24 protein-coding genes are annotated in these 24710 nt (G+C 28.3%); 9 read left to right on the plus strand and 15 right to left on the minus strand.

Going from position 1 to position 24710, the window contains the following annotated elements; all coding sequences use genetic code 11:
- Positions 1 to 21: 21 nt before the first annotated feature.
- Positions 22 to 894 (minus strand): NAD(P)-dependent oxidoreductase, encoded by an 873-nt coding sequence (locus tag VC03_RS05400; RefSeq protein ID WP_046329016.1) that lies wholly within the window; start codon positions 892 to 894, stop codon positions 22 to 24.
- Positions 894 to 2876, minus strand: coding sequence for an elongation factor G (locus tag VC03_RS05405; protein WP_046329017.1), 1983 nt, complete (start codon positions 2874 to 2876; stop codon positions 894 to 896). The genes VC03_RS05400 and VC03_RS05405 overlap by 1 nt, the downstream gene beginning before the upstream one ends.
- 239 nt (positions 2877 to 3115) lie before the next feature.
- On the opposite strand from VC03_RS05405, the gene VC03_RS05410 reads away from it, so the two are divergent.
- From VC03_RS05410 to VC03_RS05440, 7 genes are all read left to right on the plus strand, one after another.
- Positions 3116 to 3907, plus strand: coding sequence for a YadA-like family protein (locus VC03_RS05410; protein WP_046329018.1), 792 nt, complete (start codon positions 3116 to 3118; stop codon positions 3905 to 3907).
- 101 nt (positions 3908 to 4008) lie between these two features.
- Positions 4009 to 4875 carry a substrate-binding domain-containing protein gene (locus tag VC03_RS05415; protein ID WP_046329019.1) on the plus strand — a complete coding sequence of 289 codons (867 nt, stop codon included), beginning with the start codon at positions 4009 to 4011 and terminating at the stop codon, positions 4873 to 4875.
- On the plus strand, positions 4872 to 5723 hold the full coding sequence (gene pstC / locus VC03_RS05420) for a phosphate ABC transporter permease subunit PstC (RefSeq protein WP_046329020.1): 852 nt from the start codon (positions 4872 to 4874) through the stop codon (positions 5721 to 5723). The genes VC03_RS05415 and pstC overlap by 4 nt, the downstream gene beginning before the upstream one ends.
- The gene (gene pstA, locus VC03_RS05425; protein ID WP_046329021.1) at positions 5720 to 6535 is read left to right on the plus strand and encodes a phosphate ABC transporter permease PstA; all 816 of its coding nucleotides are present in this window, start codon (positions 5720 to 5722) and stop codon (positions 6533 to 6535) included. The genes pstC and pstA overlap by 4 nt, the downstream gene beginning before the upstream one ends.
- A gap of 2 nt (positions 6536 to 6537) precedes the next feature.
- Positions 6538 to 7284, plus strand: a complete 747-nt coding sequence (pstB, locus tag VC03_RS05430; protein ID WP_046329022.1) for a phosphate ABC transporter ATP-binding protein PstB — start codon at positions 6538 to 6540, stop codon at positions 7282 to 7284.
- A gap of 11 nt (positions 7285 to 7295) precedes the next feature.
- Entirely contained in the window at positions 7296 to 7955 is a 660-nt protein-coding gene (gene phoU / locus VC03_RS05435; RefSeq protein ID WP_046329023.1) for a phosphate signaling complex protein PhoU, read from the plus strand.
- A gap of 257 nt (positions 7956 to 8212) precedes the next feature.
- Entirely contained in the window at positions 8213 to 10327 is a 2115-nt protein-coding gene (locus tag VC03_RS05440) for a hypothetical protein (protein ID WP_046329024.1), read from the plus strand.
- 72 nt (positions 10328 to 10399) lie between these two features.
- Here VC03_RS05440 and VC03_RS05445 read toward each other — a convergent pair whose 3' ends face one another.
- From VC03_RS05445 to VC03_RS05470, 6 genes are read right to left on the minus strand one after another with little or no spacing between them, the layout of a single operon-like run.
- The gene (locus VC03_RS05445) at positions 10400 to 11395 is read right to left on the minus strand and encodes an SIS domain-containing protein (protein ID WP_046329025.1); all 996 of its coding nucleotides are present in this window, start codon (positions 11393 to 11395) and stop codon (positions 10400 to 10402) included.
- A gap of 11 nt (positions 11396 to 11406) precedes the next feature.
- On the minus strand, positions 11407 to 12384 hold the full coding sequence (locus tag VC03_RS05450) for an SIS domain-containing protein (protein WP_046329026.1): 978 nt from the start codon (positions 12382 to 12384) through the stop codon (positions 11407 to 11409).
- 1 nt (position 12385) lies between these two features.
- Positions 12386 to 13207: a PTS system mannose/fructose/sorbose family transporter subunit IID gene (locus VC03_RS05455; protein WP_046329027.1), complete on the minus strand. Its 822-nt coding sequence runs from the start codon at positions 13205 to 13207 to the stop codon at positions 12386 to 12388.
- A complete protein-coding gene (locus tag VC03_RS05460) occupies positions 13194 to 13958 on the minus strand; it encodes a PTS mannose/fructose/sorbose/N-acetylgalactosamine transporter subunit IIC (RefSeq protein ID WP_046329028.1) in 765 nt (254 codons plus the stop codon). The genes VC03_RS05455 and VC03_RS05460 overlap by 14 nt, the downstream gene beginning before the upstream one ends.
- Entirely contained in the window at positions 13955 to 14428 is a 474-nt protein-coding gene (locus VC03_RS05465; protein ID WP_046329029.1) for a PTS sugar transporter subunit IIB, read from the minus strand. Before VC03_RS05465 ends, VC03_RS05460 begins: the two co-directional genes overlap by 4 nt.
- Complete coding sequence (locus tag VC03_RS05470) at positions 14428 to 14841, minus strand: PTS sugar transporter subunit IIA (RefSeq protein WP_046329030.1); 414 nt, start codon at positions 14839 to 14841, stop codon at positions 14428 to 14430. The genes VC03_RS05465 and VC03_RS05470 overlap by 1 nt, the downstream gene beginning before the upstream one ends.
- 183 nt (positions 14842 to 15024) lie before the next feature.
- Between VC03_RS05470 and VC03_RS05475 the strand changes: the two genes are divergently transcribed.
- Positions 15025 to 16272: a replication initiation protein gene (locus tag VC03_RS05475; RefSeq protein ID WP_046329031.1), complete on the plus strand. Its 1248-nt coding sequence runs from the start codon at positions 15025 to 15027 to the stop codon at positions 16270 to 16272.
- Positions 16273 to 16445: 173 nt separating this feature from the next.
- Positions 16446 to 18044 carry a hypothetical protein gene (locus VC03_RS05480; RefSeq protein ID WP_046329032.1) on the plus strand — a complete coding sequence of 533 codons (1599 nt, stop codon included), beginning with the start codon at positions 16446 to 16448 and terminating at the stop codon, positions 18042 to 18044.
- 129 nt (positions 18045 to 18173) lie between these two features.
- On the opposite strand, the gene VC03_RS05485 is transcribed toward VC03_RS05480, so the two are convergent.
- From VC03_RS05485 to VC03_RS05515, 7 genes are all read right to left on the minus strand, one after another.
- Complete coding sequence (locus VC03_RS05485; protein WP_046329320.1) at positions 18174 to 19538, minus strand: glycoside hydrolase family 1 protein; 1365 nt, start codon at positions 19536 to 19538, stop codon at positions 18174 to 18176.
- On the minus strand, positions 19528 to 20835 hold the full coding sequence (locus tag VC03_RS05490; protein ID WP_200893819.1) for a PTS sugar transporter subunit IIC: 1308 nt from the start codon (positions 20833 to 20835) through the stop codon (positions 19528 to 19530). Before VC03_RS05490 ends, VC03_RS05485 begins: the two co-directional genes overlap by 11 nt.
- Positions 20832 to 21140 (minus strand): PTS sugar transporter subunit IIB, encoded by a 309-nt coding sequence (locus VC03_RS05495; RefSeq protein ID WP_046329033.1) that lies wholly within the window; start codon positions 21138 to 21140, stop codon positions 20832 to 20834. The genes VC03_RS05490 and VC03_RS05495 overlap by 4 nt, the downstream gene beginning before the upstream one ends.
- Complete coding sequence (locus VC03_RS05500) at positions 21137 to 21469, minus strand: PTS lactose/cellobiose transporter subunit IIA (protein WP_046329034.1); 333 nt, start codon at positions 21467 to 21469, stop codon at positions 21137 to 21139. Before VC03_RS05500 ends, VC03_RS05495 begins: the two co-directional genes overlap by 4 nt.
- Positions 21466 to 23349 (minus strand): BglG family transcription antiterminator, encoded by a 1884-nt coding sequence (locus tag VC03_RS05505; protein ID WP_046329035.1) that lies wholly within the window; start codon positions 23347 to 23349, stop codon positions 21466 to 21468. The genes VC03_RS05500 and VC03_RS05505 overlap by 4 nt, the downstream gene beginning before the upstream one ends.
- A 71-nt stretch (positions 23350 to 23420) precedes the next feature.
- Positions 23421 to 23624 (minus strand): RDAC family protein, encoded by a 204-nt coding sequence (locus VC03_RS05510; RefSeq protein WP_046329036.1) that lies wholly within the window; start codon positions 23622 to 23624, stop codon positions 23421 to 23423.
- Positions 23614 to 24675, minus strand: coding sequence for a M24 family metallopeptidase (locus tag VC03_RS05515; RefSeq protein WP_046329037.1), 1062 nt, complete (start codon positions 24673 to 24675; stop codon positions 23614 to 23616). The genes VC03_RS05510 and VC03_RS05515 overlap by 11 nt, the downstream gene beginning before the upstream one ends.
- Positions 24676 to 24710: the final 35 nt, after the last annotated feature.

Genomic DNA, 24710 nt, shown 5'->3' on the forward strand with positions numbered 1-24710 from the left:
TGCCCTCGATTTTTATACTATTCAGTTCACTCTATTTTGTATATTTCCATCAATATACTGTATAACATTATCAATGCATATTTTTAATCTTCTAACCATAGATTCATGAGTCAGATATGCAATATGATCTGTTACAAATACATTATCATATTCTTTTAGCAAGTCATAATCATTAAACACGTCTAAAGCTACAGCATAAATTCTTTTTTCTTTTAATATTCTAGCTAGATCATTTGTATTTAATACACTAGGACGTGCTGTATTTATTAAAATAGCAGTAGGTTTTAAAAGACTTAATTTATCATAATTCATGAAATTTTCTGTTTCTTTATTTAAAGGTATATGCAGAGTTAATATATCCGAACTTCTTAAAACTTCTTCTAGTGTGCTAGTACCTACCTGATGGGGATCATAGTATATGGTACTTGCTCCAAAACTACTAAATAATTTAGAAACTCTTTGCCCTATATTCCCATAGCCAATGATGCCAACTGTTTTTCCATGTATTTCATATCCAGAATGTACGCCTCTTTTATTCAACTCTCTATAAATATTCAATACTTGTCCTATAACAAGTTCAGCTACACATATATCTGAATATCCTCTAGAATTTGAAACAACTATTCCCATGCTTTTAGCTTTCTCTACATCTATATGATCAAAGCCTGTAAAAGCTATAGAAATATACTTTGTTTTTTCTAATTTTTCTAGAACTTCATTAGGAAATTTTGTATTAGCAATTACAAGTACATCACTGTCTTTTGCTCTTTCATACAATTCATTAGCATCTTTAGCTTTTGTTTCATAAACTACAAAATCAATTCCTTTTTCTTTAAACATATTCTTGACTTCTGTCATATCAACATTTAAAGGTTCTATCACTGTTACTTTCATTATTGGTTAGCTCTTTTCTTTTCTATGATCTTTACAGCAATTTCTTGTGGTACTTCTTCATAGTTTAAAAATACCATTTCAAATTTACCCTTTCCTTGAGTCATAGATTTTAAATCATTAATATATTTAAAAGTTTCCGCCATAGGTGCTACTGCTTTTAAGGTTTGCTTACCGTTGTATAAGCTTTCCATTCCTAGTACCTTACCACGTCTTTTACTAATATCTCCCATAATATCACCAACATAATCTTCTGGTATAGTTATGCTTAATTGCATTATGGGTTCTAACAATACTGGATTAGCTTCTTGCATACCTTTTTTGAATGCTAGTGAAGCTGCAACTTTGAATGCCATTTCTGATGAGTCTACTTCATGGTATGAACCATCATAAAGCACTGCCTTTATACCAGTAACTGGATAACCTGCTAATACTCCTTCTTTCATGGCTTCTATTAACCCTTTTTCAACGGCTGGGATATATGATTTAGGTACAGCTCCTCCTACTATTTCTTCACTAAATTCAAAGTGTTCCTTAGTATGTGAGAATCTAATTTTTACATCTCCATATTGCCCGTGACCACCAGATTGTTTTTTGTATTTACCTTGCACATCTGATGTTCCCTTTATTGTTTCCCTATATGGAACTTTAAGTTCTGTTACAATGACCTTAACTCCATAACGTTTTAGTAACTTTTCTATTATCCTATTAGCATGAATTTCTCCTTGAACACCTAATACTGTTTGTCCTGTTTCTTGATCACGTCTCCAATAGAATGATGAGTCTTCATCTCTTAATTTATGCAATGCATTAGATATCTTTTCTTCATCGGCTTTCTTTTCTGGAACTATGGCAATTAGCATTTGTTCTTTAGGAAATTCTATTGCAGGTATAGGTTCCATATTAGGATTAGTACTTAAAGTATCTGAGTTTTTGGTGTATAAAAGTTTTGTAAATACAACAATATCTCCAACTATTGCCTTAGGTAATTCTACTAAATTGTCATGTACCCAAGTATATATCTTACCTATTTTTTCTGTTTCCTTTTTGTTGATATTATACACTTCGGTATCGCTCTTTATTTCCCCTGAAACAACTTTAGCATATGACAAAACTCCTAAAAATGGATCTATTACTGTCTTAAATATTTGTGCACTAAAGTCTTTTACATGGCTTTTTACACTTACATTATCAATAGGTGATGGCATATATTCTCTTATCATGTTAAATGTAGTATGTAGTCCAATATTCTTGTAACTAGATCCGCATATTACAGGCACTAATGTTCCATCTAAAACACCTTTTCTTAATCCTTCATGCATTTGTTCTGTTGTAAATTCTTCACCTGCAAAGTATTTATCCATTAATTCTTCACTAGTTTCAGCTACAGCTTCTAATAACATGTCCCTTATTTCTGTATAATATATGTCTTTAGGCATAGGTGCATCATTACAAGATTTTCCGTCATATATTCTGGCATATAGGTCTACAACATTAATATGACCTTTAAAGTCTTTACCTGTTCCCCAAGGTATGTGGAAAGGTGCTATTCTTTTACCAAATTTTTGTTTTAATTCACGTATTATCTTGTCAAAATCTGCTTTTTCGCTGTCTATTTTGTTAATAAAGATTATCTTAGGAAGTTTTTTTTCATCTACCGCTTCAAAAGCTAATTCTGTACCTATTGATACGTCAGTTGTTGCATCCACTACAATAATTGCACCAGCAGCTGCTGCTAATCCTGATTTTACTTCTCCTACAAAGTCTGAATAACCTGGTATATCCAAAAAATTATACTTAATATTTTGATATTCCATTGTATTTAACATAGTTGTATTAGTCATTTTAAATATATCATTAGGATTTGAAATTTTATCTACTAACCCAACTGTATATTCTAAAGATTCAATGAAATTGCTTTTACCAGCACCAGTCTGACCCAACACTGCTATATTTCTAATATTTTTAATATCATAAATTCTCATATCTAACCTCCACAATCTTTATATACTATATTATATCCCTGTTTTTGTATTTGTGTATAACTGAAAAAAAATATTTTAGTTAAAAAACAAGAAGTGCGTATAAGTAAGGATATTGTGAAAGATAAGCATGTGTTCTATATTAAGTTAAATTATTGACAAATTTTTGTTTGAATTACACTTTTTTTTTTTTTTTTTTTTAAGAGTAAAATAGTATTTATCATGCCAAAAAAGGAGTATATATGAAAAAAGCAACAATAAGTTTAATATTTTTAATTGCAAGTAGTTTGACATTCACTAATCAATTACTTAATCCCAAACATCAATCAGGTAGTTATATAATAAATAATGATGTAGATACAAATAATCCTGCAAAATGGTCTCCATACCCTAGCAAAGCTGGACCACAACGACCAGTTACTATTGATACAACAGAAGCAGATAAAATAAGAAATGAAATAAAAAATAAAATTGAAAGTCTTGTAAAAAATGATAATGATAAGAGAGATATTGAAAATGCTCTTGAAATTGATAGCACAGATAATTTAAATAAATTAAAAAAAGCAAAAGAATATGCAGATATTCTATTTGAAGATTATGATAACAACATTCATTATCTTCGTAATATCTCTTTTCAACTTGATAATGATGATTTTGTGTATTTCATTAATCGTAAAAAAAGCATTGACCAAAAAATCGACACATTATCTAAAACTGCCAATCACGCTTTAGATGGTGTTTCATTAGCTGTTGCTATGGCTAATTTACCTACAGTATCAAGTGAATACAATCATAATATTTCTGCTTCATATGGTACTTATGCTGGTTCTCATTCATTTGCTTTAGGTCTTAGTGGACATATTGCTAATGATAGATTAAGTTACAAGCTATCTGGTGCTGTTAATACTAAAGGTAATCTTGCATTCGGTGTTGGAGTTGGTGTTAATCTTGGTAAGAAGAATCAATCTAATAAAGAATTACTTGATAGAATAGAAAAATTAGAAAATTTAGTTAAACAATTACAAAACAAATAAAATATGGTGCACCCGTTATGGGTGTATTTTTTTGTGAAAAAAATATTGATTCTTTACAATAAAATATCTTTTGATATAATACGGTTGAAGAAGGTGATATAATGCTAAGGAAAATTATTTTTCTATTCAGTATAAGTTTATTCCTCGCGTGTTGTATGCAGGATAAATTTAATCCTACTAAAGACATAAATGTCATCACAAGAGAGCAAGGCTCAGGTACTAGGGGTGCATTTATGGATATTTTCAAACTAGAATTGAAAGGTAAAAATCTTAAAAAAGATTTAATTACCAAACAAGCAAGTGTTGAGAATAATGCCAACACTATTATTCAGACTGTAAAGAACGACAAACATGCCATAGGATATGTTTCTTTAGGGTCAGCTAATAAGGATATTAAAATTTTGAAAGTCGATAATATTTACCCAGATATTGAGAATATTCAAAACGGTAAATATACTGTCGTCAGAAATTTTTCAGTGATCGTTAATAAAAGCGAGCACGATAATCCTTTATTCAATCATTTTATTTCATTCATTTTTTCAAATCAAGGACAAGAAATTATCAAAAAAAATTCATACATTCCTATTCCAAATCAATTTTTTTCAAATTATCCAACCCAGAAAGTAAAAGGAAAGTTAATTATCGGTGGATCAAGTTCAGTCTCACCACTTATGGAGAAAATAATAGAAGAGTACTGTAAGGTTAATAAAGATGTAAAAATCGAACTACAAATTAGTGATAGTACAATTGGTATAACAAAAACAGCAGAAAAGGTATATAACCTAGGTTTAGCTAGTAGAAGTTTAAAAGATGAAGAAAAAGCAAACCTAGAGGAAATAAGGATAGCGTTAGACCCTATTGTTTTAATTGTAAATAAGGAAAATACTACAGAAAGTCTCACTAAAAATGAAATAAAAAATATTTATTTAGGAAATATTAAAAAATGGATAGAGGTGACTGAAAAATGAACAAAGAAAAGGTAATGTCCTACGTTTTTTTAGCTATTTCAACTACAACAATATTATGCGTTGTATTAATTTGTTCTTTTCTACTAATTAATGGTTTCCCCGTGATAAAACAATTAGGTCTTAGAAATTTCATTTTCAATATTGATTGGGCTCCTACGGATATACCTGCAAGTTACGGTATATTACCAATGATACTAGGAAGTGTTGTAATAACAATAGGTGCTATTATCATCGGTGTACCTATAGGTATTATGACTGCAATATATCTTGCAAATTACTGTCCTAAAAAGATATATCCTTTTTTAAAAAACACCGTTGATTTATTAGCTGGAATACCATCAATAGTATTTGGTTTTTTCGGATTGGTAATGATAGTCCCATTTGTTAGAACAGTATTTGGATATACTGGTAAAGGAATATTAAGTGCATCAATACTATTAGGTTTAATGATTTTACCTACAATAATTTACATAACAGAAACTTCTATAACCACAGTACCCAAATTCTATTATGAAGGAGCATTAGCCCTTGGTGCTAGCCATGAAAGAGCGATATACAGTATAGTATTACCTGCAGCCAAGAGAGGTATATTCTCAAGTATAATCTTAGGTATAGGTAGAGCTATAGGTGAAACTATGGCTGTTGTAATGGTTGCTGGTAACCAAACTATTCTACCTACAAATATATTAAAAGGAGCTAGAACTCTAACAACTAATATAGTTATAGAAATGGGATATGCAACAGGATTCCACAGACAAACACTTATCGCAACAGGATTAATTCTATTTATTTTCATACTATTAATCAATTGTACTTTTGTATATTTAAACAGAAAGGATAACAAATGAAGATAAAAGACTATTTATTTAAATTTTTTGTGTATTCTTCTGCACTTTTAGCCTTTGGTATGTTTGTGTTTTTAATTATGTACATAGTGATAAACGGAATAAAGAATATAGATCTCTCTATTTTCTCAATAAACTATACTAGTGAAAATAGCTCTATTTTCCCATCATTTGTATCTACTATAGCCATAATCATACTAACATTAATGTTTTCAATACCATTTGGAATAGGTAGTGCAATATATCTAACTGAATATGCAAATAAAAGAAATAGGATTATTCAACTAATCTCTATTACTACTCAAACATTAGCTGGTATACCCTCTATTGTTTACGGTCTATTTGGAATGCTTTTTTTCGTTACAAAGCTTAAACTAGGCTTTTCAATAATATCAGGATCATTAACACTTGCGATAATGATTTTACCAATTATCATGGAAACAACAGAAAACGCATTAAACTCTGTTCCTGATAGCTATAGACAAGGTGCTTTTGGTTTAGGTGCTGGAAAATTAAGAACTGTATTTTCCATAGTATTACCTGCAAGTATGCCTGGTATACTTTCTGGAATAATACTTTCAATAGGTAGAATAATTGGAGAAAGTGCTGCCCTAATTTATACTGCAGGAACAGTAGCACAATTACCTAAAAGTATTTTTTCATCATCAAGAACATTAGCTGTACATGTATATAGTTTATCTAGTGAAGGCTTACATACCGATAAAGCATATGCAACAGCATTTATACTTTTAATACTAATACTAGGTATTAACTTACTTGCCAAAAAAATTACTAATAATTTGAAAAAGGGGTAAATATGGACAAAATACAAGTAAAAAATTTAAATCTCTATTACAACAAATTTCAAGCATTAAAAGACATTAATATCACAATAAAAGAGAATAAAATAATGTCCTTTATAGGACCATCTGGATGTGGTAAATCTACTCTTTTAAAATCTATCAATAGAATGAATGATTTAGTAGAAGATTGTAGAATTGAAGGTGAAATTTTATTAGATTCTAAAAATGTTAATGATATACAAGTTAATCAACTAAGAAAAAGAGTTGGTATGGTTTTTCAAAAACCAAATCCTTTTCCCATGAGTATATATGACAATATTGCTTTTGGTCCTAGAACTCATGGTATAACAAAAAAATCTGAGTTAGACTTTATTGTAGAAAGCTCTCTTAAAAAAGCTGCTCTTTATGATGATGTTAAAGATAGAATATACAAGTCAGCACTTGCATTATCTGGAGGTCAACAACAAAGATTATGTATAGCAAGAGCATTAGCTGTCGAACCTGAAGTTTTACTTATGGACGAACCTACAAGTGCATTAGATCCAATTTCTACTGGGAAAATAGAGGATTTAGTTAGAGTTTTAAAAGAAAAATATACAATAATTATGGTAACCCATAATATGCAACAGGCTATAAGAATAAGTGATGATACTGCATTTTTCTTACTAGGTAGAATAATAGAAGTCGGAAAAACTGATGATATTTTTAGTAACCCTCGTGATAAAAGAACAGAAGACTATATCACAGGAAGATTTGGATAGGAGTGAATAAAATGAGAGAAAAATATGATGAAAAATTAAACTTACTAAATGATAACCTTGTTAAAATGGGTGAAATGGTAAAAGAACAAATAGCCAATACTATACGTATCCTTGAGAATCAAGACAAAGAAATTGCTAAAGAAATTTTGCAAAATGAAAACGATATTAACTCAATGGAAAAAAATATAGAACGTTTATGCCTTAATTTAATATTACACGAACAACCCGTTGCCAAAGATTTAAGAACAATATCTTCAGCATTTAAAATGATAATAGACTTAGAACGTATAGGTGATCATGCAACAGATATTTCAGAAATAATACTTGAAACTAAAAAGACATTGAAAAATATTGAAAACTTTAAAAACTTCATTGCTATGTCTAATAAGACGACTGAAATGATAACTAACAGTATTAATGCATATATTAATAAGGATATTAACCTTGCTAATTTAGTTATTAAATCTGATGATGTAGTAGATGACTTATTCGAAAAAATAAAGAAAGAAATGATACATTTAATAAAAGATACTGATGAAGATGGAGAAAAAATAATAGAAGACCTATTAATAGCGAAATATTTTGAAAGAATAGGTGATCACTCAGTAAATATTGCAGAATGGGCGATATTTTCAATAACTGGAGAACATAAGAATTCAAAAATACTCTAATTCATGTTTTCAATTAAAAATTTTTCTTCAAAGTTAAAAAAGTACTTAATTCGATTTTTAAATATATAATGCATTAAACACGCTAAGTTCGATTGTGGTTAAAAAATAAACTTTTATTTATTTTCAAACCACTTTTTTTTTTTTTTTTTTAGACTAAAATATACTTGACTACTATAGAAATAATTAAAAAATTACTTTTTAAAAAGGAAGAAAAATTATAGAAAAAAACAATATTATTAGCAAGCGTGATTGCATCAATGACTACATTAGCAGTAGAATCACCAAAAGGATTTGTTGAAGGTACTGCTAAAGGTGGAGTAACATTTAGACAAAATGTAAGTAATGAAACTAAAATATCTGGTGATGTAGAAGAATTATCAGTTAAAGGTGAAGTAAAAGTTAATAGATTTACTTTAGGTGCTGTATTAGCTAACAAGGATCTTAAAGGTATATCAAAAGAAAATCCAATAACAACTGAAAAATATACTGATAATCTATTAGATCATTCAAGTGTATATGCTAAATATGAATTACCAGAATTTTCTGGAATTAAATCATATGTAAAAGGAACATTAAATCCTAAAGCTCCAACTGAAGATGGAAAACATAACTTCAAAAAAGGTAATGTTGAATTAGAAGGACAATTAGCTCACAGCTTCAGTAATGGTGCAGAAGTATCATTAACTTCAAAGACTAAATTCCCATTTGAAAAGAAAGATGGAGAATATGGTAAAGGTGTAGAATCAGAACACGTATTAAAAGTAGCTGCTAAAAAATTAAATAAATTTGAAGACTTAGAAGCAAGCTTAAAATTAAATCATACATACGCAAAAGAAGAAGCATTTAAGTTTGTTGATCTTTCAGCAAAAGGAACATATGCAGGATTAAAAGATACTAAGTTAACAGGTAAAGCAAACTTCAGATACCAAGTAAATGGAACATCAGATGTTAAAGACCTATTAACAGATGGACAAATCAAATTAAATAAAGATGCATATGCACACTCTTATGAATTAGATGGTAAATACACAGGAGTAAAAGACCTAGAATTAACAGCAGGAGCATTCGTACAACACGTACACTATGCAAATGCAGAATTAGGAGACTATGTTGCAAATCCATTTGAATACCTATATGCTCAAAGCTTAATTTCAAATGATAAAGACTTCTTCAAACACCATGCTGAAAAAATAGAAGCAGCTAAAAAAGAATTTGAAAAAGCTCAAGAAACTATAAAGAATACATCTAAAGAAGTTAAAGATGAATATCAAAAAAATGTGGATCTTTACGAAAAATTAGTAAGTGTAGAAACTAATTATTTAGATAATGTAGTTAAAAAAGCTACTGATGAAAAAAACAAATTAACAGGTGCTGAAAAAACTACTGCAGACCAATCATACAATGATCAAAAGAAGTTATATGAACTAGAAGATAAAATTGCTAAATTAAAAAATTTAAAAGATAATTATGAAAAAATTTATAATAATGCAAAGGCAGAAGTTAAGAATTCAGAATTTAAAAACTCTAAATTTAAAGAATTTACTGACGAAATTAGTAAATTAACTGATGAATATAATAAATTAGATGAAAAATTAAGTAATTTAGAAAATGCTGGAACAATTTTAGCAGATGCTGAATCTGATAAAAAAGATTTTGATACTGCAAAAAAAGAAAACGATAAAAACGATATGAAAAACGTACTTGGTGATTTAGCTTTTGTTAAACAAGCTGATGGAACATATTTAGATGTTAGTGACGATTCTTATGATGGCGAATATGGTGATAATGTAATATATGCAAATGAGCTATTTGATAAAATTAAAAATTCAGAATATGGTAATGCGCTAAAAATTGTAAATGCAGTTAATGATTTCTCAATCAGAGAAAAAGCATATAAACTTGAACTTGAAAGATACAAAGGTTTAAAAGCAAAATTAGACCTAGTTAACTTTGGATTCAAATTAGGAGCTAAATATACTGGTGTTAAGAACTTAACATTAACTGCTGATGGTGTATTTGGTGGAAGACATCACTCTGCATATGATCAATTACTTAAATTCCCTGCATACACAACTGGATATGTTAAATTACATGCTGGTGCTAAATATGACTTCAAGTTATTAAATGATAAATTAGTTGTAAGCCCAGAAGGTAATGTAACTGCTAAATTTACTGATATATATGCTGGAATATGCAATCCAAGCTTAGTATTAGCACCAAAGGTTTCTGTATCATACAAACCAATGGATGCATTAAAAGTTGCAGGATCAGTTGAATTACCAATTAACTTTGGATTAAATACATTAGGTGATTTCGGTTACCAAAGCACAAGCATTAAAGGTGCTTTAAACATGAAATATGAATGGAAATAAGTTATCAAACAAGTTTGATATATAATTGTTTTTTCTACCCCCTGGATTAGTCACCAGGGGGTTAAATTTTTATTAATAATCTAATCTTCTATAATATCTTCTGATTTCCATAGGGTGTCTTGTTTCTCTTTCCATATAGGCATCTATTCGATTTGTAACACCATGCATAACTAGATGAGATATATGTTTTCTAAATTTTTCTTTTATTCCTTTTAATTCATAGTTTTTAGTATCAATTATTGTATAATTTTCACATATTCTTGGTAAAAATTTAGCTACTCTTTCTGATAAATATCTATGATTATCCTCACCTATAAATACTGTAACTGGCGTTTCTTTAGTAACAATTTCAAACATTCCATGGAAAAATTCACTAGATCTTATTGATTTTGTTTTTATCCATAGTTGTTCTTCCCAGTAACACATTGCATATGAATATGTAGCACCCCATTGATTACCACTACCTATGAAATAGTGTATGGGATCATTACAATGTTTTTTAGCAAATTCTTTTGCAAATTCATCTGCTTCTTTTTCAACGTCAACTAGAACTTGTGGTAAATAGTTTTCTAGATTTTCATACAATTCTTCATATTCATTAAACTCATTATTGTTATACATAAATCTATCTGCAATCATGAAAAATTTTAATTGTTCGTTTGCCTTATATGTAATTACACTACTACATAATTTGTGAAGTTGTGTATTTTCATTATCAATAAATCCAATTATATTTGATCCAATTTCTTTTATTCTTTTAATTGCTTTTACTAGTTCTTCTGTACTTCCTGTTACTGAAGAAAAAATAACTATGGTTTTATCTGTAATTCTTTTATTAGGTGCAGCTAAGTATTCAGCAGCATTTTCAACAATTACCTCAATACTTGAATACTCTTTCATATGTTCAAATGCTTGCATACTAGATGCCCAAGTACCACCTATACCTATAAAGCAAATATTGTCGTAGCCTTTTTCACAAGCATTATCCACTATTTTATTTATATCGTTTCTTAATTTTAGTGCTCCTTTAACACTTTCTATTTGTTTTTCTTCATTAAATTTTAGCAATTTTACCCTCCTTATATTTTGCTTTTTAATACTTTATCGAAATCGTCAAATATTCTTTTTCCAAGATCTATTGATTTTAATTGTGAAATTCTATAACTTAAAACTTGTATTATTGTTGCCATATATATGCTTACAAACACAGTATTTTTTTCAAAACTAAATGTTTTCATAACATATTTTTCCATATATTCTTGTAACATCTTGCTTCTTATTTCATTACTATCTTTAATATTTAAAAACAATAATATGTGATCTTTATTAGCTTCTAAATATGGTCCATGCATAAATTGTTCTAATTCATAACCAATTGATGGAACTCTTACTGTTTCAGTGAATTTAGTTTCAAATTCTTTAGAAATACCATACAAGTCCCCATATGCAATACAACTAAATCTAGAACATTTTTTTAATTTTTCTCTTTCTTTATCACATAATGAATTAGCTATTTGAATAGCATTTGGTAAATCGTTAATTATATCACTTAGTTCCTTCTTATATGCAATTTTATCCACACTATTTGAATTTTCAATTGCCAATAGGTATAGATTTAAGACTGTTGAACTAAATCCTTTTGTAACAAAACCAACTGTTTCTTCTCCCATATTTAAATTCAAAAAATATTCACTTTCTTTTGCTAATTTACAGTTATCATTGCTTGTAATAGTTAAAATTTCTATATTTGTATTAGCTCTAATATATTCATATGCTTCTACGATAGAAGCACTTTTACCACTTTGTGTTATTAAAATTACTAAATCTATTTTTTTATCAATTTTTGAATAATGTACATAATTAAATGGTTCAACAATTGTAATAATAGCATCTAAAGTATTTTGCATAAAATATTTTGTTGCTAGTGCTGCATTTTTTGATGATCCTGTAGCTATTATTAATATATTCTTTTTGTTTCGTATATCAATATTTTTAAATTCTTCTAAAATTTTTGATAATACATTTTTTTCTTCTAAGATGTAATCGTACATTGTCATATTATAGCACCCCTAAAAATGCCATTATTATTCCAAAAATTGCAATTCCTAAAATAATAGATACTGGCTTGAATTTTTTACCTAGTAAGTAATATATTACTCCAAATGCTAATACTTGTGGAATACCTGGCATAATATCATTTAATATATCTTGTAACACAAATGGATTTGTCTTCCCTATTGTTAAAGGTATATTAATATCTATTAAACTTGCAGCCATACTTCCAACTACAAATACACCTAATATTGATGCTCCATAAGTTAATTTTGATAAATTACCTGATTTTTCAATATTTTTTAAACTACCTATACCAAATTTGTATCCTACAAAAGTTAATAAGTATCTTACAATTATATGTGGTATATTGAAGATTAATAGGAATAATATAGGTCCTAATATATTACCTTTAAGTGCTAGTGATGTTCCTATACCTGTAGCTACTAATCTTAATGTTCCCCAAAAGAATGAATCTCCTATACCAGATAAAGGTCCCATAAGTGCTGTTTTTATATTATTTACTGAATTTTCATCTAAGTTATTTTCCTTCTTATTTTCTTCTTCCATAGCTGCACTTATACCTAACATAAATGTACAAATATGTGGTGTAATATTGAAAAATTCTAGATGTCTTTTTAATGCTTTACTTAATTCTTCTTTTTTTGTATATATTTTTTCTAATACAGGTATTAATGCATATACATATGCTAAGCTCATTTGTCTTTCATAATTCCATGAAAATTCCATTTGAAATGATCTCCAAAATACTCTTTTAAGCTCTTTGTCTGTAATAACTTTATTTTCATTTTCGTTAAAAGTCTTCATCTGCTACACCTCCATTATTTGTTGCAATTCCATTTTTATTAATATTTACCATTACAACTGCTATAATAGCCCCTAAAATTGCCATACCTGTTAATGGTATCTTTAAGTACACAGTTATTACAAATCCTAAGAATAGGAATGGTGTTATTTCTTTGTTTAATAGTAATCTTGCAAGCATTGCAAATCCTAATGCAGGCATTATACCTGTTGCTACTGCTAATCCGTGTTTTATAAACTCAGGTATTGCATTAACTAATCCTGATACAGCTTCACTTCCAACTAAATATGATATAGTAACTATTAAACCTAACATTAATGATAGACCAAACCCTGCAAGAAGTTGCATTCTTTCTATACCTCTTACATTTGCTTCTTTTGCATAATCATCTGCCTTATGGTTTAATATTGGTATAAATAATCCTAAATAAACATTTTTCAAAATTAGTGTAAATGTAGCTATAGGTAATGCAAGAAGTAATGCTGTTTCAACACCTGCTCCTGATGATATCGCAAACGCAACACCTAATATACCTCCAGTTACTGGATCTGGTGGAATAGATGCTCCAACTGAAAATGAACCTATAAACGCTAATTCTAATGTTGCTCCCATAATAATACCCATCTTTATATCACCTAGTATTAGTCCTGTAATCATTCCAGTTACTAATGGACGTGATATTAGTGATGTTCCTAATGCATATTCGCATTGTGCAACAAAGGCAACTAAGCCTAGTAAAACTGCTGTCATCATATACTTTTATCCTTTCTATATATTTGTTTTTTATCTAATGGTAATTGTCGTATTTCAACTTCTATAGATTTTTCACATAATTTATCTAATAACTCTATTTCCTCTTCTGTTACATTTACAGCTTTAGAGATATTCTGTGTATTTTCAGTTGCTTTCGTACCACCTAAATTTATACTTTTCAAATTACAATTAACTGCAAGTTCATATGCATCCTTTATATTACTTACGATTATAATCAAATCATATTTAGAGGTTACTCCACTATTTATAGCATTAATAGAATCTGTTATGTTCTTTATAACCAACTTACAGCCTTCTGGTTTCGCTAATTTTAATGTAGTCTTATACACCTCATCATTAACTACTTTATCGTTTGCAATTAAAATACAATTACTTTGTAAATTTTTAACCCATGAAAACGCTACTTGACCATGTAATAACCTATGATCTACTCTTAGTAGTTGTATCATCAAAAATCCTCCTCACTTTCTTCTAATAATATTTTCTTACATTGTTTTAACTGATTTCTAGCTTCCATTACAGATAACTCTAATAATTCATTACAATTATCATTTTCTTGATCTGATACTAGTTCTATTAATAGTGAAAGATTTATACCTGTTACTAAAAATTTATCAACATCATTTACAAGACTAGACAAGTAATTGTTAACACTGCCACCAAAAATATCTGTACAAAATACTATTTTCTTATCCTTATACTCTTCAATAATATTTTTAACTGTTTTTTCTAAATTAAATTTTTCATCAACATAACAAGATACTGCAATTAAATTTTCTTGCTTACCTATAAGCATTTCAAGGCTATTCTTTATACCTTCTGCAAATTTACCATGTGTAATTACTACAAATTGTTTATCCATATACGCCTCCTTTACTAGTATCATACTTGATATAAAAATGAAGTCAAATATACTGTTTTTTTCGTTAATTAATTTTTTTAATATCTTCTTTTTACCAATATTCATGGTATACTATGAATAACAAACGAATTTACATATATATTTTTTTCGTTTTATTCAACTAAATTTTGAGGTGTTTTAATTATGAATAATGCAAATTACAAAATATTTTTTCCATTTTCTTACATAAAACTTTTTTACAACAGAAAATTTTCTAAAAATGATATTATCCTAAAAAACTATATCATAAAACAAATAATTACGAATCAAGAAAAAGAAATAACTCTTACACAAAAAGAAATAAATAAAATTCTAAAGCTAAATACATATGAAACTGTCGATGAATTTATGGATAAATTTAAAATTAAGCACTACACATTTCACATAGAAACTGATAATACCTATGATGGTTTCTTTAACATTTTAGATGGATTCATAAAAACTAACGATGTTTACAAGCTAATAATTTCTTCTACTTTTTTTGATATATTTACAAACCCAACTACAGAATTAAAAGAATACAAGCTAGATACATTATTAAAGTTTTCTAATACAAATATTTCTAGCCTTTACAGCTTTCTACAAAATTTTACAAAAGATGGTAAAGTTAGAGTGAACTTACAACAATTAAAATATATTATGGATATTGAAGAAAACAAATATACACGATTTTTTGATTTTGAAAAATTAATTTTAAAACCTTGCATAAATGAAATTGAAAAATATACAAATTTAAAGATTACATATTCTAAATTAAAGCAAAATAACAAAAGAAATGAAAAGGTAATGGGAATACTCTTTAACATTAAAGATTTAACTTCTGAAATTCTAGATAGAAGAATAAATAAAATTGGTGAGTTAATAAAAGTACACTGCAAAAATTATGATATAATTCTAAAATTCATAAAAAAGGAATTAGAAGAAAAAACGTTCAGCTATATTTTTGAAAACACTCAATACGCACTAATGCACCCTAAAAATAATTTTGAGCTTTCTTTAATATCAGCTATAAAATACAATTCCTACAAAAATGAATTCAATAAAAAAGTTCAAAGCTATTTGAATACATATAAAATAATTACATATGAAACATTACTATTAAACAATAAAACAGATTTCTATAATCTCTTCATTAAAGAACTAGGTAAATATGATATAAAGCAACTATCTAAAATTATACCCTTTTTGAAGCAATTATTTGATCTATATGACTATTCTATTACTCTTCCTTCTAGCATAAAGGAAAATAGATTCTATAACGAAATATTTTTAAGTTTAGATAAAAAAAATGAGTTCATATTTAAAGAAGGTGATGTGATAATTTTAGGAGAATATAACGGAATATTAAATAGCAATTTTTGTATATTACTAAAAATTTACTCTCAAAGTTAAAAAAGTGCTTAATTCGATTTGTGAATATATAATACATTAAATTCGTTAAGTTTGATTGTGGTTAAGAAATAAACTTTTATTTATTTCCAAACCACTTTTTTTTTTTTTTTAGCTAAAATATACTTGACTACTATAGAAATATTAAAAAAATCTTTTTAAAAAGGAGAAAAATTATGAAAAAGACATTATTACTAACTAGCTTAGTTGCATCAATGGTTGCAATAGCTGGAACAACTGGATCAGTTGAAGCATATAACGAAAATGAAGCTACATTTGTAAAAGGTGCAAAACCAACTTTCGTAGCAAAGAAAACAGGAGTTAAAACAGAAGTTAAAGTAGAAGGAACAGGATTTAGCTTTGGTGGAGAATTTAAAGCCGAAGATTTAGAATTAGGTAAAGTTACAAAAGCAAATTACTTAAATCATTCAAGTGTATGGGCTAAATATGAATTACCTGAATTAAAAGGAGTTAAATCATATGTTAAAGCAAGTGTTAGTCCTAAGTTTGATGAACAATTAAAGACATATGATTTAGCAGGATTACAAGCAAAATTATCTAATGCACAATCTGAACTTGCTGAAGCAGAAGCTAATTTTGACAATGTTGCAGATACTGAAGATAATAATTTAATTCAAGATGCATTTAATAAAGTTAGTACTGCAAGAAAAAATGTGAAAAATCTTGAAAGTGAAATACAAAATGCTAATAATTTAAAAACAATACCAGCTTATATAGATAAAGGAAGTGCAGAATTAGAAGGACAAGTAAGTTATAAATATAATGAATTTACATTTGGTCTAAATTCAAAGACTAACTTCCCATTGAGTAATGAAGAATATACATATGATGGATCAAAAACTCATAAGTCATCTGTTAAAGATTATGGAAAATTAGTTAAATCAACTCACAAACTATTCGTTGAAAGCGAAGAAGGTAAAGACGTATTCGTTAAAGGATTAAAAGACGTAAAAGCAAACGTTGAAATTAAGCATAACTACGCTAAAACAGTTACAAAAGCTGGAGATAGAGTAGACTATGTTTCAGGTGAAGTATCAGCAAAATATGATGCTGTAAAAGATCTTGAACTTGAAGGTAAAGTTGCATTTAAGAAGAATATATCTGCTGAAAAGATTGGAGACTATGAAGTTTTAGGAACCAAACTATTTAAAGAATCACCAGCTAGATACATACACTCATATGAATTAAAAGGAACATACACAGGTGTTAAACACTTAACATTATCTGCAAAACCTTTTGTTGCTCATGTAAATCTTTATAAAACAGTTACAGCTAACAAATTACAAAGATCTGACGTTGCTTTATACGGTATAGAACTTGGTGCAGAATACAAGATGTTAAATGACAAATTAACATTAACAGGTAAATCATTACTTGCAGGTAAACACGGTAAAACAATAAATGAAGCAGCAATAGCTGATGCTGACAAATTAGTTAAAATAAATGCAGGTGTATTTGTATTTGATACAAATGCTAAATATGACTATAGCGTAACAGATAAATTCACAGTAAGTCCTGAAGCTAATGCTAACTTAAAATTAGATGTATTTAAGTTAGGAAATTCTTTAGTTACTTTACCAGAATTAACACTAACACCAAAAGTATCAGCTGAATACAAACCAACTGACACATTAACATTAAAAGGTAGCGTAGAAGCACCAGTTAAATTTGGAGTAAATGCAATAAGTAAAAAGTTTGAATACAAACAAACACAACTTAAGACAAGCTTAAACTTAAAATATGAATGGAAATAGTTATCAACACGTTTGATATATAATTGTTTTTTCTACCCCTTGGGATTAGTCACCCGAGGGGTTAATTTTTTTCTTTTTTTTAGTATCTCAAAAAAATAGGAGTCACATAAAAATGTAACTCCACTTTTTCTACATATCTTCCCCATTTGATTGTATTACTTTATTGTACCAATAGAAGCTATCTTTCTTTATTCTTGATAAATCCTTAATATCTTTATTATCTCTATTTACATAGATAAATCCATATCTTTTATCAAATCCTTGGTGTGTTGAAATTAGATCTATTGCAGACCATGTACAATATCCAAATACGTCTACTCCATCATCAACGGCTTTTTTCATGTATTCTATATGTTCTCTTAAATAGTCTATTCTATAGTCATCGTGTACTTTACCATCTTCTAATTTATCATAAGCTCCTAGACCATTTTCAGTAACAATAAGTGGTAGTCTATATCTACCATATATTTCATTTAGTGTAATATAGAATCCTAGTGGGTCTACTTGCCATTTAAATTCAGTAAACTTCAAATACTCATTTACATATGACTTGTAATATCCTTTTTCTAAAAGAACACTGTCTAAGTCTTTTAACTTATCACTTTTTGCATCTGGATCTTCAACAGTGAATGAGTTATAGTAATTAAAGGCTATGAAGTCTGGTTTAGCTGCCTTTAGTATTTCCATATCACCTTTTTTAATATCTAACACATAGTTTTTATCATGTATATACTTTAACGCCATGTTATTATACACTCCAAAGCATGTAGCATCTAGATAAAGCCAATTTCGTATAGCATTACAATATTGACTAGCCAATACATCTTTAGGATTACATGATTTAGGATAAACTACTCCCACATTAAGTGCAGGCCCTATCTTTGCTTTAGGTAACATTTTATGGCATAGTATCATTGCTTTTGCTTGTGCTAAAAGCATATGGTGATTCTTTTGATAAACCATCTTATTTGACTTACCACCATCTATTTGTTCTGAATGAATTATCATAACATTTTGTTCATTTATTGTTAGCCAATATTTAACTTTATCTCCAAAGTGTTCAAACAATATCTTTGCATATTCTTCAAAGTATGATACAATTTCAGGATTTTCCCAACCACCTTTTTTTTCTAATTCATATGGTAAATCAAAATGATACATAGTAACTATTGGTTCTATACCATATTTTAATAGTTCATCTATTAGGTTATTGTAAAAATCAAGACCCTTTTGATTAATTTTTCCAAATCCATTTGGCAATATTCTTGACCATGCTATAGAGAATCTATATGCCTTTAATCCTAATTCACTAAAAAGTTTTACATCTTCTTTGTATCTATGATAGTGGTCAGAGCATACTTTAAAATCTGGTGTACCTTCTGGTACTTTTTTTACATCTTGTACACTAAGTCCTTTACCATCTTCATTGTATGCACCTTCTACTTGATAAGCACTAGTTGATGCTGCCCATAAAAAGTCTTTTTTAAAGCTCATTTTTTTCACCTTTTTCTCCTTGTTCCTTTTTGTATGCTTGTCTATCTAGACTAATTAAGAATGGAGCATAAATAGCTACTGAGATAATTATGATAACTACTTGAAGTAATGCTGTTCTTGGACCTCCAGAAATTAATCCTGATATGATAGGTGGTGTTGTCCAAGGTGGATTTACTCCTCCAAACAATGGTACTAGTCCAGATTTTATTGCTAAGTATGAAACAATTGATGAAATAACGGGAACTAATACAAACGGTATGAATAGTATAGGGTTATACACAATTGGAACACCAAACAATACTGGTTCATTAATATTGAATATTGCTGGAATAATACTTAATCTACCTATTTGTTTGTATTGTTCAGACTTAGCTCTAAATAGCATAGTTAATACCATACCCATAGTAATTCCTGCTCCTGTAACTGTAACAAAGCAGCTATTAAATTGATATGTAACAATATGTCCACCATTTGCTATTGTTAGTGCTTTACCTGATTTTACAATATCTAAGTTTGTAGATACAGCTGATAACCAAATTCCTGTCATAACTCCACCTACAACATTACTTCCATGTATACCGAACCACCATAGTAATGATGTAATAAATCCTATTACTATTACACCACCTAATGAATCAGTTAAATTCATTAATGGAACTTGTACTAAGTGGTAAACACAATCAACTAAGTCACCATTACTTACAACATGAATTATTGCATAGATTATTATTGATAATGTTAGTATGAAAAAGCTTGGTATTAGTGCTGCAAATGAGTTTTGAACACCTAAAGGAACGCTATCTGGCATCTTAATAGTAATTTTCTTATGTATAAATAAGCAGTATATATATGATGAAACTAAAGATACTATGATAGCAGCTATCATTCCACGTGAACTTAAAATATTTGCTAATGATAGTACACCTTCAACTTTTTTACCACCATCCATTACAAATTGATCAGATAATATTAAAAAGGCCATTATTGATGTTACTATGTTTCCAATAGGATCTACCTTATCATTTCTTGCATAGTAATATGATATAGTCGCAACGCATATTAATGCTAGCACATTAAATGTTGAATTAAAAACTTGATATAGATAAAAACTTATCCCCATATTTGCTAGTGCTTCTTTAATAGGTGTATAAGGGAATTCTGCGATCAATAGGAATACTGACCCAACTACTGTAGCTGATAGTATGGCAGTCATACCATCTTTTAATGCTACTACACCTTTTAAGTTAGAAAACTTATTTACTAATGGGATAACTTTTTTCATGAAAAACTCTTTCACTTTTTAGCCTCCTCTACTAATTTTAATGCTAATTTAAGAACATTTGTCCCATTCATCATTCCATAATCTTGCATTGGTATAACGGCAACGGGAACACCGTTTGATACTTTCTTTAAATCATCAAGCATGAACTCAATTTGTGGTCCCAAAAGAGCAACATCTGTATCTTTAACCTCATCTTCAAATTGTGTTGAAGAATATGCAGATATTTCTACATCTATGCCTTTTTCTTTAGCAACTTGCTTCATTTTATTCATAAGCATTGATGTTGACATACCTAATGCACAAAATAGTTTAATTTTCATATTTTTTCCTCCAATTCTTTTATTTTTTTATATACATCAATAATTTCTATTGCATTATCTTTTAGCATTAATGCCATGCTTAAATGGTCTTGAGCATGAACCATTAATATATTTGTTAAGCTCTTACCTGTCTTAGTTTCTTCTGTTAAAAGTTCATTTTGTATCTCGTGAGCATTTGAAAAGGCTTTATTTGCTTTTTTTATTTCTTCTTTAGCTGTATCAAAATCATATTCCTTTGATGCTTTAATTGCATTCATTGAATGAACTTTCGATTCCCCTGAACACATAATTAACTCCATTGCCTTTTCAGATATTTCTTCATATGTCATTTAGTATCTCCTCCTTCTTTAAGTAAATTCATGAAATTAGAATATGTTGGATTTTTTTGTAATCTCTCTAATTTCTCTTTAGAAAAAAACAAATTAAAAATATTAGAATAGATAATTTCACTATATCTATCAAAATCATTTATACAAACTAGAAGCACAATATTTACAAATTTTTTATCCCACTTTATCTTATTATCCAATACTGCAATCGCTACCTTATTAAAATTAAAATCCTTTGTCATTGGATGAGGAATTGCAATATTATTTAAAATCTCTGTAAATCCTAATTTTTCTCTTTCTAACACTTTTTGGTAAATAGGGAAAGTTGTGTTAGTGTGTTTTTTTATCATATTACATAATATTCTTATCACCTCATCTTTAGTAACAGTCTTATCTATATGTACAAAAAGATCTGAAGAGATAAAGAATTTTACCTTATCATCACCAATGAATAACTTCCTTATTTCATTTATTTCTTTTTCACTTAAGAAACAATTTACCTTATATACTTTTTTACCAACATCAACATCTAATTTCGTTGTTGTGAATAGTAAGTCATACTTATTTAAGTCTATAGATTTTAGTTCCATAACACCTACCGTATGTATACATTCTATATATTCAGAAAAAAGCTTCATGTACATATATTCCAAAAACTTAGAAGTTCCCCTACCTAATGGGCAGATTATTAGGACACGCTTTTTGTTTAATCTTTCGTTTTTTTCTATATACATCTCAAATATTACTGCTAAATATCCTATTTCATCTTCAGCTATATTACAGCCTATCTTTTTACTCAATATATTTGCCATATACAGTGCTATATTATATGAAAAAGGCATATTCTCCTTTATTTCATCTAAGATAGGATTAGTAAATGGTATATTAAATCTAAGTCTAATTGCTAATGGCACCAAATGTTTGTATAGATTGTCGTATAGCTCCTCATTTATTTTCAAGCTATATGTTAAATCGATATACTTAATTACCTCATCAATTAATTCATCTATTTCAATCGATCTTTCCTCACTTAACATAAAAGTTCTCTTTGAAAAGAAATGCAAAAGTATATATGAAATTTCATTCTCTGTTAACTTATATTTTGGATAATACTTCTTGTTTAGTGAGGTTATAAAGGAGATGATATTATCTGAATCTTTATATATTATTGAGTCGTTTATAAAGGTGGTTAGATACTTACCTTGTTCTATTCTTTTAAAGACTACATATATGGTAATCACTAAGTTTATATATGCAACATCAGAAAACACTAAATTATTATTTTGTATAAATTTCAATACATCTTTAGAAATTAGATTAAATTTTTCAGAAAATATATTCTTATGAAAGATATTTTTATTTAATTTTTCTTCTAAGAATCTTACAATATATCTTCTTATATCTATTTCTTCACCACATATGCTAAGACCATAGTATGGTGTTGATTTTAAATCTAGCTTATACTTTTTTAAGTTTTGCTTTATACTCTTTATATCACTAGATATTGTCCTATTAGATATATCTAATTCATAACTTAAATCATCAATTTTAATATATTCATTTGTTATTAATTTTGAAATTATGTAATTAGTCCTATCTAAGCTAGTATTTTGTATTTTTTTATTAAATTTGTCTGTATAATCTACTTTATTATTTTTTAACCTATAACCAACTCCTTTTTTTACATCTACATCTAGAATATTTCGCATATTATTTATTTTCTTTCTAACCGTTTTGTCAGAAATACCTAATATTTTTGCAAATTCATCGGATGTATGATAATTACCATCTTTTAAGATCTTATAAATTTGTAATTCTACATTCATACTTTCAACTTCCTTTTCTAAAACTAGTATAGCTTTATTTATTTTAAACTCCATAAAGTATATTCTGTTACCATAACGGTAATTTTTTCATGTAAACAAAAAAGTGCCCCCTTGGAGGCACCCATCTAGTCCTTATACACATACTTATTATCCGCACTCACACTTATCTTTATACCCCTATTTTCAAAGTGTTGGCGTATATTTTCTATTTCGTTTTTATCTTCTAGTTCTATAGCATTGCCTCCGCACGCATCTCTAAAATGTAATTTTGTTTTAATATTTTTTTGAAGTTCCAAAAACTCTTCTATAGTGAAATTCCTATTTCTCATACTTAGTTAACACCTCGCAACCATCTTTTGTAACTACAACATCATCTTCTATTCTAACACCTGCAATGCCTGGTACATATATACCTGGTTCTATAGTAAACACCATATTTTCTTCTAGTCTGTCATCAGTCTTTTCTGAAACATCTGGATATTCGTGTACATCAAGTCCTAAACCATGACCTAGTCTATGAGTGAAATATTCACCATATCCCGCCTCTTTTATTATATCCCTTGCTATCTTATCTACTTCACTGAATTTAACACCAGGTTTTGCAAATTTAATAGCTTCCATATTGGCTCTTTTTACTGTTTCATATATCTTTTCTGCTTCTTCACTAATTTGTCCAAATTTTAAGGTTCTTGTTTCATCTGATGCATAACCTTCATAATATACTCCAAGATCAAATAATGCTAAATCACCTTTTTGTAATTTAGTCATACCACTTTCTCCATGAGGATCAGCTGCATTTTTACCAAAAAGTACTATTGTATCAAATGACATTGCTTTTGCATATTTTTTCATTTCAAATTCTATTATTGCTTTTAATTCTAGTTCTGTTATACCTTCTTTTAGATTTTCTTTTGCTATGCTAATAGCTTTATCAGCTAAGCTTGCAGCTACTCTCATTTTTTCTAACTCAGAACTACTTTTGTACTTTCTCATGTCCTTTATATCTTCATCTATTCGTACACATTCTTCTATACCAAATATTTTTGATATTCTTTCTAATCTATCTACAACTAAATGTTCTTTTTCTATACCTACAGCTTTCAATTTACCTACTTTATTCATTAATAGCATATATCCATCTTCTGTATCTAGGTATTTCACAATTTCTATACTCTTGTCTACACTTCTTTTAGCATTTTCATATTCCATAGCTGGAACTAACATACTTACCCTATTTTTTTGTATGACTACCATAAGTAATCTTTCATGTGGGTCACAGCTCATATGTGTTAAATAGTACACATTAGTTGGATTTGTAACTAATATTGCATCTAAATTCTTTTCTTGTAATTTTTCTTGTATTTCCTCTATTTTTTTCATATTATCACCTATTCATATTATATCAAAAATTTGAT

Source organism: Sneathia vaginalis (assembly GCF_000973085.1).
In the GTDB taxonomy this organism is placed as follows: Bacteria; Fusobacteriota; Fusobacteriia; order Fusobacteriales; family Leptotrichiaceae; genus Sneathia; species Sneathia vaginalis.

Bases quoted from the DNA above. Each gene is read 5' to 3' on its own strand.
- VC03_RS05400 (WP_046329016.1), bottom strand. From the start codon at position 894: ATGAAAGTAACAGTGATAGAACCTTTAAATGTTGATATGACAGAAGTC.
- VC03_RS05405 (WP_046329017.1), bottom strand. From the start codon at position 2,876: ATGAGAATTTATGATATTAAAAATATTAGAAATATAGCAGTGTTGGGT.
- VC03_RS05410 (WP_046329018.1), top strand. From the start codon at position 3,116: ATGAAAAAAGCAACAATAAGTTTAATATTTTTAATTGCAAGTAGTTTG.
- VC03_RS05415 (WP_046329019.1), top strand. From the start codon at position 4,009: ATGCTAAGGAAAATTATTTTTCTATTCAGTATAAGTTTATTCCTCGCG.
- pstC (WP_046329020.1), top strand. From the start codon at position 4,872: ATGAACAAAGAAAAGGTAATGTCCTACGTTTTTTTAGCTATTTCAACT.
- pstA (WP_046329021.1), top strand. From the start codon at position 5,720: ATGAAGATAAAAGACTATTTATTTAAATTTTTTGTGTATTCTTCTGCA.
- pstB (WP_046329022.1), top strand. From the start codon at position 6,538: ATGGACAAAATACAAGTAAAAAATTTAAATCTCTATTACAACAAATTT.
- phoU (WP_046329023.1), top strand. From the start codon at position 7,296: ATGAGAGAAAAATATGATGAAAAATTAAACTTACTAAATGATAACCTT.
- VC03_RS05440 (WP_046329024.1), top strand. From the start codon at position 8,213: ATGACTACATTAGCAGTAGAATCACCAAAAGGATTTGTTGAAGGTACT.
- VC03_RS05450 (WP_046329026.1), bottom strand. From the start codon at position 12,384: ATGACAATGTACGATTACATCTTAGAAGAAAAAAATGTATTATCAAAA.
- VC03_RS05455 (WP_046329027.1), bottom strand. From the start codon at position 13,207: ATGAAGACTTTTAACGAAAATGAAAATAAAGTTATTACAGACAAAGAG.
- VC03_RS05460 (WP_046329028.1), bottom strand. From the start codon at position 13,958: ATGATGACAGCAGTTTTACTAGGCTTAGTTGCCTTTGTTGCACAATGC.
- VC03_RS05465 (WP_046329029.1), bottom strand. From the start codon at position 14,428: ATGATACAACTACTAAGAGTAGATCATAGGTTATTACATGGTCAAGTA.
- VC03_RS05470 (WP_046329030.1), bottom strand. From the start codon at position 14,841: ATGGATAAACAATTTGTAGTAATTACACATGGTAAATTTGCAGAAGGT.
- VC03_RS05475 (WP_046329031.1), top strand. From the start codon at position 15,025: ATGAATAATGCAAATTACAAAATATTTTTTCCATTTTCTTACATAAAA.
- VC03_RS05480 (WP_046329032.1), top strand. From the start codon at position 16,446: ATGAAAAAGACATTATTACTAACTAGCTTAGTTGCATCAATGGTTGCA.
- VC03_RS05485 (WP_046329320.1), bottom strand. From the start codon at position 19,538: ATGAGCTTTAAAAAAGACTTTTTATGGGCAGCATCAACTAGTGCTTAT.
- VC03_RS05495 (WP_046329033.1), bottom strand. From the start codon at position 21,140: ATGAAAATTAAACTATTTTGTGCATTAGGTATGTCAACATCAATGCTT.
- VC03_RS05500 (WP_046329034.1), bottom strand. From the start codon at position 21,469: ATGACATATGAAGAAATATCTGAAAAGGCAATGGAGTTAATTATGTGT.
- VC03_RS05505 (WP_046329035.1), bottom strand. From the start codon at position 23,349: ATGGAGTTTAAAATAAATAAAGCTATACTAGTTTTAGAAAAGGAAGTT.
- VC03_RS05510 (WP_046329036.1), bottom strand. From the start codon at position 23,624: ATGAGAAATAGGAATTTCACTATAGAAGAGTTTTTGGAACTTCAAAAA.
- VC03_RS05515 (WP_046329037.1), bottom strand. From the start codon at position 24,675: ATGAAAAAAATAGAGGAAATACAAGAAAAATTACAAGAAAAGAATTTA.